The sequence below is a fragment of the Streptomyces humi genome, from assembly GCF_001005085.2.
Lineage (GTDB): Bacteria > Actinomycetota > Actinomycetes > Streptomycetales > Streptomycetaceae > Streptomyces > Streptomyces humi.
On record NZ_LBMU02000012.1, the window covers coordinates 107,662 to 118,390 of the forward strand.

Genomic DNA, 10,729 nt, shown 5'->3' on the forward strand with positions numbered 1-10,729 from the left:
GTTCGCGGTCCGCCCGGACGACGGCATGGAGACCCGCAAGTGGCTTCAGGCAGAAGGCTTCGCGCCACGGCGCTGGTGACGGGGATCGTCGCCCTCCTGGTCCTCCTGTCCCTGCTCTCGGTGGCCCTGGGCGCGTTGAGCGTCCCGCTCGACCAGGTGGTCCGCGCCGTCCTCGGCCGTCCGCCCAGCCGGCTCGTCGACAACGTGATCTGGTCGGTGCGCATCCCGCGCACCCTGCTCGGACTCACCACGGGCGCCGCGCTCGGCATGTCGGGCGCGCTGATGCAGGCCCTGACCCGCAACCCCCTCGCGGACCCCGGGATCCTCGGGGTGAGCGCGGGCGCGTCCTTCGCGATCGTGGTGTCCGTGGCGGTGTTCGGGGTCGGATCGCTGTACGGCTACGTGTGGTTCGCGTTCGCCGGGGCGCTCGCCGCCAGCGTCCTGGTCTTCCTCCTCGGGCGCCTCGGCAGGTCCGGGGCGACCCCGGTGAAACTGGCCCTCGCCGGCGTGGCCGTCACCTCGCTGCTGTCCTCGCTGACCAGCGCCGTGGTCCTCACCGACCAGGACGCGCTGGACCGTTACCGCTTCTGGTCCGCCGGCACGCTGGCCGACCAGGACTCCGGCGACCTGGTGCGCATCCTGCCGTTCCTCGCGGTCGGGGCCGTGCTCGCGCTCGCCTGCGCGCCCGCCCTGAACAGCCTCGCCCTCGGCGACGACGTGGCCGCCTCCCTGGGCCGGCGGCTGGGCCTGGTACGGCTCCAGGGCGTCACCGCGATCGTGCTGCTGACCGGCGCCTCGGTCGCCGTGATCGGCCCGGTGGTCTTCCTCGGCCTGGTCGTCCCGCACATCGCCCGGCTGCTCGCCCAGTCCGCGGGCATCGGCCCCGACCACCGCTGGCTGCTGCCGCTCTCCGCCGCACTGGCTCCCGTACTGCTGCTGTCCGCCGACATCGCGGGCCGGATGGTGGCCCGGCCCACCGAGATCCAGGCCGGCGTCCTCGTCGCCTTCCTCGGCGGCCCGTTCTTCATCGCCCTGGTCCGCCGCCGCAAGCTCGCGGAGGTGTGAGCGTGCCCGCCCCGCCCTCGCCCGCCCCGTCCTCGCCCGGCGCTCCCGCCGGGCCCGCACAGCCGGCGGCCGGCTCCCCGACGGACTCCCGGAAACGGTCGTCCTCGGTACGGCCCGTGCTGCGCGACCGGCCGTTCCGGCTGGCCGTGCCCCCCGTCTCCGGCATGCTGCGACCTCGCCTGCTGCTCACCGGAGTGCTCGTCGCCGTGGGCACGTTCACGTTGTTCTGCTGGGGTCTGGCCGTCGGCGACTACCCGGTCACCCTGCCCGGGGTCGTCAAGGCGCTGTTCGGCGCGGGCGATCCGGGAACCGTCATCGTCGTCCAGGACCTGCGGCTGCCCCGCGCCCTGACCGGGCTGCTGGTCGGCGTCGCGTTCGGGGTCTCCGGGGCCGTGTTCCAGACGATGACCCGCAACGCGCTGGCCAGCCCCGACATGATCGGGCTCACCGAGGGCGCCGGCACCGCGGTGGTCGCGGCCGTGGTCCTCGGCTGGACCGGCGGCCTCGGACTGTCCACGCTGGGGCTGCTCGGCGCCCTCGCCACCGCGCTGCTGGTGTACGCGCTGGCCTGGAAGGGCGGCGCCACCGGCTACCGCATCATCCTCGTCGGCATCGGCGTCTCCTGGATCTGCACCAGCGCCACCGACTTCCTGGTGGCCCGCGGGAACCGGTTCGAGGCCGAGGAGGCGCTCGGCTGGCTGGTCGGCAACCTCAACGGCCGCACCTGGGGCCAGGTGGACGCGCTGGCCATCGCACTGGCCGTGCTGCTGCCGGTCGCCCTGGGGCTGGGCCGCTGGATGCGCACGCTCCAGCTCGGCGACGACGTGGCGGCCGGGCTCGGCACGCCCGTGCAGCCGGTCCGGCTGGCGCTGCTGCTGACCGGCGTGGGCCTGGTCGCCTTCGGCACCGCGGCGGCCGGACCGGTGGCCTTCGTCGCCCTGGCCTGCCCGCAGATCGCGCTGCGGCTCGCCGGCACCCCGGCACCGCCCCCGCTCGTCTCCGGTCTCACCGGCGCGTTCGTCGTCCTCGGCGCCGACCTCCTCGCCCGCGAGGCGGTCCCCGGGACGGAACTGCCGGTCGGGATCGTCACCGGCGCCCTCGGCGCGCCGGTCCTGCTGTGGCTGCTCGTCCGCGCCAACCGCGCGGGATCTGGAGGCTGATCCGATGTCGACCACCGACCCGCGGCCGACCCCGTCCGCCCAACGACGCCCTGTCGGCGTGGAGTTGCGGGCACGCGGGCTGCATCTCGCCTACGACGGCCGGCCGGTGGTGGAGAACCTGGACCTCACCGTGCCCACCGGCCGTATCACCGCCATCGTCGGGGCCAACGCCTGTGGGAAGTCGACCCTGTTGCGCGCCCTCGCCCGGCTGCTGGCTCCGCGCGAGGGCGTGGTCGAACTGGACGGTACCGCCCTGCGGTCCATTCCGACCCGCGAACTCGCCCGCCGGCTCGGCATCCTGCCGCAGACCCCGGTGGCGCCGGAGGGGCTGACCGTCGGCGACCTGGTGGGCCGCGGCCGGTCCCCGCACCAGACCTGGTGGCGGCAGTGGTCCGCGGCCGACGAGGAGGCGGTCCGGGCGGCGCTGGCGGCGACCGGCCTGACCGGACTCGCGGACCGGCCGGTGGACGAGCTCTCCGGCGGCCAGCGGCAGCGGGCGTGGATCGCCATGGCCGTCGCCCAGGGCACCCCGGTCCTGCTGCTGGACGAGCCGACCACCTACCTCGACCTCGCCCACCAGATCGACGTACTGGACCTGATCACGGACCTCAACCGGCGCGAGGGCCGCACGGTGGTGATGGTGCTGCACGACCTCAACCAGGCCTGCCGGTACGCCGATCACGTGATCGCCATGAAGGCCGGCCGGATCGTGGCCGAGGGCGCGCCGGCCGAGGTGGTCACCGAGGCGACCGTCGAGGACGTCTTCGACCTGCGCTGCCGGATCACCCCGGACCCGGTCAGCGGCACCCCGATGGTGATCCCGCTGGGGCGCCACCACCACGACGGCGACGCCCGGGAGACCGAGGACGCGGTACCTGCGGCGCTCGACTGACGGGCCGTCGGCACGGGACGAGGGCGATCGCGGCCCCGGCGCAAGTGCGCCGGAGCCGGGCGCCGTTCAGGTCACGGACGGGACGTGAGGAGCAGGACGCCGGTGCGCAGGACGCCGGTGCCGGTGCCGGTGCCGGTGCCGGGCCCGGCCGCCAGGAGCCGGGGCGCCGGAAGGCGGGGCACCGGAAGCCGGGGCACCGGAAGCCGGGGCGCCGGAAGGCGGGGCGCCGGGAGCCGGGGCGGCCTGGAGCCGGGGCTGCCGGGAGTCGCGTCAGGGGTGGGACGTGAGGTATCCGCCCATCGTGCGGAACCAGTCCGTCGCGGCGTGCTCCGTGCCGTCGTCCGTGCGGACCCGGCGGACCAGCAGCCCCCGGCCGCGGCCGGTGTGGGCGTCGGGGCCCGCCACCACGACCACGCCGTCGCCCTCGCGGATGAAGATCCGGCCCGGCGTGCCGCCGTAACGCCCCGCCGAGACGGCCGCGGAGACGATCCTCAGCCGCTCGCCGCCCTGGAAGGCGTAGGCGTTCGGATACGGGTCCGACTGGGCCCGTACAAGGCGCTCCAGGCGTTCCGCGGGCCAGCTCCAGTCGATCCGGCTGTCCTCCGCCGAACGCTTGTGGAAGAAGCTGGCCCGGGTGCGGTCCTGCGGTATCCACCGCCCGGCGTCCCGGCCGGAGGCGATCAGGTCCAGGGACTCGCGCACGATGGGGGCGATGAGGTCGACGGTCCGGTGGAACAGGTCGGTCGCCGTGTCGGCGGGCCCGACCGGCACGGAACGCTGCACCAGGACGTCCCCGGCGTCGAGTTCGGCGTTCATCCGGTGCGCGGTGACCCCGACCCGCTCCTCGCCGTTGATCAGCGCCCAGATGATCGGGGAGAACCCGGCGTAGGCCGGCAGCAGGGAGTCGTGGATGTTGAGGGTGCCGTGCGGGGGCAGGTCGAACAGCTCCGGGGGCAGCCAGGTCCGCCAGTTGTTGGCCACGATGATGTCGGGCCCGGACTCCCTCACCGCGGCGAGGAGTCCGGCGTCGTCGGGGCGGTTGCGCAGCAGGACCGGCACGTCGTGCTTCTCCGCCAGCTCGGCGACGCTGTCGCCCCAGATCTTCTCGTAGGCGTGCTCGCTCTTCGGGTGGGTGACGACGAGGACCACCTCGTGGTCGGAGCCGAGCAGCGCCTGCAACGTGCGGTGACCCCACGTCTGGTAACCGAGCATGACGACCCGCATGAATGGCCCTTCCCTTCAACGACTCCATTGCTAGGTAAGCCTTACCTTATCTAGCATGAGGCTGCCTGAGGGAGGCGATGCCACGGTGAAATCACCGGTCATGGGTTCCGATGTCGTCCACGACATCGTCGGGATCGGTTTCGGTCCGTCAAATCTCGCTCTGTCCATCGCCGTCGAGGAACACAACGCGAGCCTCACGGCGGACCGCCGGCTGAACGCCCTGTTCCTGGAACGCCAGCCACGGTTCGGCTGGCACCGGGGCATGCTGATCGACGACGCCACGATGCAGGTCTCCTTCCTCAAGGACCTCGTCACCCTGCGCAACCCGACCAGCGACTACAGCTTCCTGTGCTTCCTGCGCGAGCAGGGCAGACTGATCGACTTCCTGAACCAGAAGACGCTCTTCCCGCTGCGGATGGAGTTCCACGAGTACTTCGAGTGGGCGGCGGCGCGGGTCGCGCACCTGGTGTCGTACGACAGCGAGGTGCTCGCGGTCGACCCGGTGGCAGACGAGGCCGGCCAGGTGGTGTTCTTCGACGTCACCTGCCGGGACACCGCGCGCCCCGGGGGCACCGTGACGCACCGGGCCCGCAACATCAGCGTGGCGACGGGACTCGAACCGCACGTCCCTCCCGGCCTCGATCTGGCGGAACGCGTCTGGCACAACAGCGAGCTGATGCAGCGCTCGGAGCAACTGGCCCGGTCGGGGGCGCCGGTGCGGCGGGCGGTCGTGCTCGGCGCCGGGCAGAGCGCCGCCGAGACGGTGGACTACCTGCACCGCGCTTTCCCGGACGCCGAGGTGTGCTCGGTCTTCGCCAAGTACGGCTACACACCCGCCGACGACAGCCCGTTCGCCAACCGGATCTTCGACCCGGAGGCGGTCGACGTCTACTTCTCGGCGCCGTCCGAGGTGAAGCAGTCCCTGCTCGACTACCACCGGTCCACCAACTACTCGGTGGTCGACATGGATCTCATCGAGTCCCTGTACGCCACCGCGTACCGGGAGAAGGTGGCCGGCCGGGAGCGGCTGCGCTTCCTCAACGTCTCCCGGGTCCGGGAGGTCGCTCCGGGGCCGGACGGCGGCCTCGGCGTCACCGTCGAGTTCCTGCCGACCGGTGAGCGCCGGGCGATGGCCGCCGACGTGCTGGTGCTCGCCACCGGCTACCGGCCCCGGGACCTGGCCGGGCTGCTGGGCGACACGGCCAAGCTCTGCCTCAAGGACGACGGCGACGAGATCCGGGTCGGCCGCGACCATCGCGTGGAGACGGCGCCCGAGGTGCGCGCCGGCATCTACCTCCAGGGCGGGACCGAGCACACCCACGGGCTCACCAGCACCCTGCTGTCGACGGTCGCGGTCCGGGCGGCGGAGATCCACGGGGCCCTGGTGGCCGACCGGGCGGCAGCGGCCTGAGCCGCCCCCGCACCCCCGTGGCCCGGACACCCCGGCCCCGCCCGGGCCACGGACCTCTCCCCACACGCACACCACCCACCCACCCACCCCGGCGCACCACTTACCCGCCGCCGCTCCCCCGGAACACCCTGCCCTTCCGGAACGCCCGGGGGCAGGCGCCCCGTCAGGGGCGCGGGGAACTGCGCGACCGACCCCCACCGAGCCCGCACCCGCCCACGAACCCGCCGACCACCCGGCCCCGCGCACCACCTGCCCGGGCGGGGCGGGGCGGTGTCGCGGTCTCAGTACGGGCCGTGGGTCCAGCGGCCGTCCGTCATCGTGGCGTGCACCGGCATCGCGCGCAGCGTGTCCAGGTCCGCGTCCAGCGGGTCCACGTCCACCACGACCAGGTCGGCCGGGTCCCCGACCCTGATGAGGCGTCGCCCGCGGGCCGCGGCCGCCAGCGCGTCCCGCAGGGGCAGGCGCTGCTCCGGGTGCCAGGCGGGGCGGTCGTCGTCGGTGCGGCCGACCGCCGCCGCGACGGCCAGCCACGGGTCGAGCGGGGAGACGGGGGCGTCCGAGCCGAACTCCAGTCGGGCACCGGCGGCCAGCAGGTCCGCGTAGGCGAAGGCACGTCCGGTACGGCCGGCCCAGTACCGGTCGGCCACGTCACGGTCGTCCGTCGCGTGCCGGGGCTGCACGCCCGCGATCACGTCCAACTCCGCGAAGCGCGGCAGGTCTTCGGGGCTGAGCAGCTGGGCGTGCTCGATCCGGCCACGGCAGCGCACGGTCTCGAAGGCGTCCAGGGCCACGGTGTTGGCGTGGTCGCCGATGGCATGCACGGCGGGTTCGATGCCGTGGGCGGCGGCCCGGCGCATGAGCCGCACCAGGTCCCGCGGTGACGTCTGCTCCAGGCCGTGCGAGCCGTCCGTGTGCTCCAGGCCCGGGTAGGGGTCGCGGCACAGCGCCGTACGGGTGTTGAGCGAGCCGTCCGTGAAGAGCTTGAGCGGGCCGACCCGGACCAGGTCGCCGTGCCCGCCGATCCCGGACCCGGTGCGCAGGCCCCGCGCGACGGCCGCGTCCAGGTGCTCCGGATAGACGGCGGCGGACACCCGTACGGCGGGCGGGAGTTGTGCCGAGCGGCGCTCCCAGGCACCCACCGTGTCGCCGAACTGGAAGTCGATGACGCCGGTGATCCCGCGCGCCGCGGCGGCCCGGCAGGCGTCGGCGACCCAGCCGTCCACCGTCTCGGGTGACGCCTCGGGAAGCGCCGAGAGCACCTCGTGCCCCTCGTGTTCCCGGACCAGACCGGTCGGGTGGTCGCCCCGGCCCGCCAGCGCCAGGCAGGCGGAGTTGAGCCACACGGCGTGCAGATCGGCGCTGACCAGGGCGACGGGCCGGTCCGGTGAGACCGCGTCGAGGAGCCGCTTGTGCGGGGCGTCCGGCCACAGCGCGTCCCGGAAGCCGTACCCGAACAGCACGGTCCCGGCGGCCGCGCCGCCCGCGTGCCGCCGCACCCGGTCGGCCGCCTCCCGCGCGGAGCCGGTGCCGGACAGGTCCAGCCGACGGCGCACGCCGGCCCACTCCGCGAGGTGGACGTGGGCGTCCCACAGTCCGGGCAGGAGCACCCGGCCCTCCAGGTCGACGACCCGTTCGTCCGCGGCCGTCCCGACGGGCGCGGAAGACCCCCGCTCCCGCTCGGCGATCACATGGGTGACCCTGCCGTCCGCCACCCGCACACCGACCAGCGGTCCGCCCGCCCCCAACCGCACCCGGCCGAGCGTGACCGCGGGGCGGCGGGGGGTCCGCGCGAAGTCCGTCATCGAGCCTCCAGCCGTGACGCCCTGGACGGGATCGCCCCGAACGGCGCCAGCAGAAACTTAGGGTTACCTAACTCATTTGATCGCACCAGGGCTTCCGGACGCAACAGTCCACCCACGGGGGAACCGGCTCGGCCGGGCCGGCGGACGGGGGGCTGACTAGGGTGGGGGCATGGACGCTCGTACAACTACCGGCTCACCGGCAGCCGTTGACCCCGCCGAGCTGCCGGCCGACCCCTACGCCGGGTACGCGCGGCTGCGGGAGGCCGGGCCCGTGCACCGGATCGCCGGGACCGACGGGCTGCCCGCCTGGCTGGTGACGCGGTACGAGGACGTGCGGCAGGCGCTCGCCGACCCGCGGCTCTCGCTCGACAAGGCGCACGCCCGGCCCGGCGGCTACCGCGGGCTCGCGCTGCCGCCCGCGCTCGACGCCAACCTGCTGAACATGGACCCGCCGGACCACACCCGGGTCCGGCGCCTGGTGTCGCGGGCGTTCACCCCGCGCCGCGTCGCCCTCCTGCGCGAACCCGTCCGGCGGACCGCCGACGCGCTGCTCGACGCCGTCGTGCCGCTCGGCCGTACCGACCTCGTCGCCTCCTACGCGGCGCCGCTGCCCATCGCCGTCATCTGTGAACTGCTGGGGGTCGCCGAGGGGGACCGGCCGGACTTCCGGTCCTGGACGGACGCCCTCGTGGTCCCCGACCCCGCGCGGCCCGAGCGCGCGAAGCGGGCGGTCGGCGCGCTGCTCGCCTTCTTCGCCGGACTGCTCGCCCGCAAGCGCGCCGAACCCGCCGACGACCTGCTCTCCGCCATGATCGCCGTACGGGACGAGGAGGACCGGCTCAGCGAGGACGAGTTGATGTCCCTGGCCTTCCTCATCCTGTTCGCCGGGTACGAGAACACCGTCCACCTCATCGGCAACGCCACCCTGGCCCTGCTGACCGCCCCCGCCCAGCTGGCCGCGCTGCGGGCCGACCCCGCCCGGATCGGCCCGGCCGTGGAGGAACTGGCCCGCTACGACGGACCCGCCCCGCTCGCCATCCGCCGCTTCCCCACCGAGGACGTCACCATCGGCGGGGTCACCGTCCCGGCGGGCGAGACCGTGCTGCTGTCCCTGGCGGCGGCGCACCGGGACCCGCGCCGCTTCCCCGAACCCGACCGGCTGGACATCGGCCGGGACGCCACCGGTCACCTGGCCCTCGGGCACGGTATCCACTACTGCCTCGGCGCGCCGCTCGCCCGCCTGGAGACGGAGATCGCCCTCGCGACCCTCCTGGAACGGCTGCCCGGCCTCGAACTCGACGTACCTGTCGAGCAGTTGCGCTGGCGCCCGTCGATGCGCACCCGGGGGCTGCTCGCCCTTCCGGTGCGCTACTGACGGGGGCGCCGAATCAGGCCGCGGTGGAGGTGTCCCGGCGGGAGACCGCCAGGTAGCCGACGAAGCAGACGATGGCCGCCGTCCAGGCGAGGGTGACCGGTCCCAGCCCGAGTCCGAGACCGCCCCTGGGGCGGCCGACCGCCATCCAGTCGGCGAGGGAGGCACCGAGGGGGCGGGTGATGACGTAGGCCGCCCAGAAGGCGGGCACGGCGTTCAGGGCGCCGGCCCGGTGGACGAGGGCGGGCACGCAGATCGCGGCGCCGAAGAGGACCGCCGAACCGAGGTAGCCGAGACCGGCGGTGGCGGTCAGGTCGCCGGCGGCGGTGCCGAGGGCGAAGGTGGCGAGGACGGCGGCCCAGTAGAAGGCCTCGCGACGGCGGGTGCGGATGCCGTGGATGGACAGCGTCCGCTCGACGGCGTACCAGAGGGCGAACACCGCGGCCAGCGCGACCAGGAAGAACGGGGTGGACAGCGTGTACGGCACGCCGAGGCCGACGTGCAGGACGTCGGCGGCCATCGTGCCGAACACGCTGACCATGACGACGGCGGTCCAGTAGACCCAGGCGACGTACCGGCGCACGGCGAACTGCACGGCCAGCGAGACGGCGAGGGCGAGCCCGCCGAGCGCGACCGCCGGCACCGGACCGAGGACCTTCGCGAGCAGGTCCGAGGCGGTCTCCCCCATCCCGGTGGTGAGCACCTTGATGATCCAGAAGTAGGCGGTCACCTCCGGCACCTTGTTCGCCAGGGCGCGCAGGGGGGCTCGGGGTCGGTCGTCGAGGAGGTGCTCCGTGGTCATGAGCCGCACGATGACACGGGACACCTTCGGTGCCACAGATGCCTTTGCCATTGTTTTGGGGCTTCTGGTGCATGGCTTTCACCAGGGCCCCGGCAACCTGAGCGCAACCTGAACGTCCCTGCGAATGCCCTGTTCACAGCGGTTCCCGAGGTGATAGAGGTGGCGGTTCGCCCGATGGTCTAGAGTTCCCGGAGTACGTCTACACCCCTGTAGTCGCTCAGGGATCGGAGAGACCATGCGGCACCGGATCCTGGTCGTCGAGGACGATCACGCCCTGCGTGACGTGCTGCGCCGCGCCCTGGCCGACGAGGGCTACGAACCGGTGCCCGCCTCCGACGGCACCACCGCCCTGCGGCTGGCCGAGACCGGACTGTCTGCGGCCGTGCTGGACGTCGGGCTGCCCGACGCGGACGGCCGGGACGTGTGCCAGGCGATGCGCGCCAACGGCTTCACTGCCCCGGTCATCCTCCTCACGGCCCGGCACGGCCTCACCGACCGGCTGTCCGGGTTCGCCGCGGGGGCCGACGACTACCTGCCAAAGCCCTTCCATCTCGCCGAACTCTTCGCCCGGCTGCGGGCCACGCTGAAACGGGCCGGCCCGCCGGCCGCTGCCACCGCCGGGGATCTGGTCCTGGACGCCGCCCGGTACCGGGCGAGCGTGGGCGCCGCCGAGGTCGGCCTGTCGCCGACCGAGTTCCGGCTGCTGGCCACGCTGGTCGCCGCGGACGGCGCCCTCGTGAGCCGCCGCGACCTGGTCCGGGCCGCCTGGCCGGACGGAGCCCAGGTCAGCGACAACACCCTGGACCAGTACCTGAGCCGGCTGCGGCGCAAGCTGCGCGAGGCCGGCAGCGACCTGACCCTGCGCACCGCCCGCGGCATCGGCCACCGCCTGTCGTGACCACCCCCGCCACCCCCGCCGCTCCCGCCACTCCCGCCGCCCCTGACGCCCCGCACCGCCAACCGGCGTCCGACAGCTCGCGCCCCCAACCCACCCCTGGCAC

Annotated in this window: 9 protein-coding genes; 6 read left to right on the forward strand and 3 right to left on the reverse strand. The window is 74.1% G+C overall.

Features of this window, described 5'->3' with window-relative positions; all coding sequences use genetic code 11:
- The first annotated feature begins 39 nt into the window (after positions 1 to 39).
- From AAW13_RS03920 to AAW13_RS03930, 3 genes are all read left to right on the forward strand, one after another.
- A complete protein-coding gene (locus AAW13_RS03920) occupies positions 40 to 1,065 on the forward strand; it encodes a FecCD family ABC transporter permease (protein ID WP_046729150.1) in 1,026 nt (341 codons plus the stop codon).
- 164 nt (positions 1,066 to 1,229) lie between these two features.
- Complete coding sequence (locus tag AAW13_RS03925) at positions 1,230 to 2,225, forward strand: FecCD family ABC transporter permease (RefSeq protein WP_240528528.1); 996 nt, start codon at positions 1,230 to 1,232, stop codon at positions 2,223 to 2,225.
- Between the two features lie 4 nt (positions 2,226 to 2,229).
- Positions 2,230 to 3,117: an ABC transporter ATP-binding protein gene (locus tag AAW13_RS03930; protein ID WP_046729151.1), complete on the forward strand. Its 888-nt coding sequence runs from the start codon at positions 2,230 to 2,232 to the stop codon at positions 3,115 to 3,117.
- Between the two features lie 270 nt (positions 3,118 to 3,387).
- Here the strand turns inward: AAW13_RS03930 and AAW13_RS03935 are convergent, their stop codons facing one another.
- Positions 3,388 to 4,341 carry a methionyl-tRNA formyltransferase gene (locus AAW13_RS03935; protein WP_046729152.1) on the reverse strand — a complete coding sequence of 318 codons (954 nt, stop codon included), beginning with the start codon at positions 4,339 to 4,341 and terminating at the stop codon, positions 3,388 to 3,390.
- Between the two features lie 100 nt (positions 4,342 to 4,441).
- Between AAW13_RS03935 and AAW13_RS03940 the strand changes: the two genes are divergently transcribed.
- A complete protein-coding gene (locus AAW13_RS03940) occupies positions 4,442 to 5,752 on the forward strand; it encodes a lysine N(6)-hydroxylase/L-ornithine N(5)-oxygenase family protein (protein WP_420855430.1) in 1,311 nt (436 codons plus the stop codon).
- 281 nt (positions 5,753 to 6,033) lie between these two features.
- On the opposite strand, the gene AAW13_RS03945 is transcribed toward AAW13_RS03940, so the two are convergent.
- On the reverse strand, positions 6,034 to 7,554 hold the full coding sequence (locus AAW13_RS03945; protein ID WP_046732685.1) for an amidohydrolase: 1,521 nt from the start codon (positions 7,552 to 7,554) through the stop codon (positions 6,034 to 6,036).
- Between the two features lie 169 nt (positions 7,555 to 7,723).
- Here AAW13_RS03945 and AAW13_RS44675 point away from each other — a divergent pair, with 169 nt between their 5' ends.
- Complete coding sequence (locus AAW13_RS44675; RefSeq protein ID WP_046732684.1) at positions 7,724 to 8,929, forward strand: cytochrome P450 family protein; 1,206 nt, start codon at positions 7,724 to 7,726, stop codon at positions 8,927 to 8,929.
- A 13-nt stretch (positions 8,930 to 8,942) separates the two neighbouring features.
- Here the strand turns inward: AAW13_RS44675 and AAW13_RS44680 are convergent, their stop codons facing one another.
- Positions 8,943 to 9,728 carry a COG4705 family protein gene (locus AAW13_RS44680; RefSeq protein WP_046732683.1) on the reverse strand — a complete coding sequence of 262 codons (786 nt, stop codon included), beginning with the start codon at positions 9,726 to 9,728 and terminating at the stop codon, positions 8,943 to 8,945.
- 235 nt (positions 9,729 to 9,963) lie between these two features.
- Here AAW13_RS44680 and AAW13_RS03960 point away from each other — a divergent pair, with 235 nt between their 5' ends.
- Positions 9,964 to 10,626 (forward strand): response regulator transcription factor, encoded by a 663-nt coding sequence (locus AAW13_RS03960; protein ID WP_046732682.1) that lies wholly within the window; start codon positions 9,964 to 9,966, stop codon positions 10,624 to 10,626.
- The last annotated feature ends 103 nt before the right edge of the window (positions 10,627 to 10,729 follow it).

Coding starts and splice junctions, on each gene's coding strand:
- AAW13_RS03925 (WP_240528528.1), top strand. CDS start 1,230: ATGCTGCGACCTCGCCTGCTGCTCACCGGAGTGCTCGTCGCCGTGGGC.
- AAW13_RS03930 (WP_046729151.1), top strand. CDS start 2,230: ATGTCGACCACCGACCCGCGGCCGACCCCGTCCGCCCAACGACGCCCT.
- AAW13_RS03935 (WP_046729152.1), bottom strand. CDS start 4,341: ATGCGGGTCGTCATGCTCGGTTACCAGACGTGGGGTCACCGCACGTTG.
- AAW13_RS03940 (WP_420855430.1), top strand. CDS start 4,442: ATGGGTTCCGATGTCGTCCACGACATCGTCGGGATCGGTTTCGGTCCG.
- AAW13_RS03945 (WP_046732685.1), bottom strand. CDS start 7,554: ATGACGGACTTCGCGCGGACCCCCCGCCGCCCCGCGGTCACGCTCGGC.
- AAW13_RS44675 (WP_046732684.1), top strand. CDS start 7,724: ATGGACGCTCGTACAACTACCGGCTCACCGGCAGCCGTTGACCCCGCC.
- AAW13_RS44680 (WP_046732683.1), bottom strand. CDS start 9,728: ATGACCACGGAGCACCTCCTCGACGACCGACCCCGAGCCCCCCTGCGC.
- AAW13_RS03960 (WP_046732682.1), top strand. CDS start 9,964: ATGCGGCACCGGATCCTGGTCGTCGAGGACGATCACGCCCTGCGTGAC.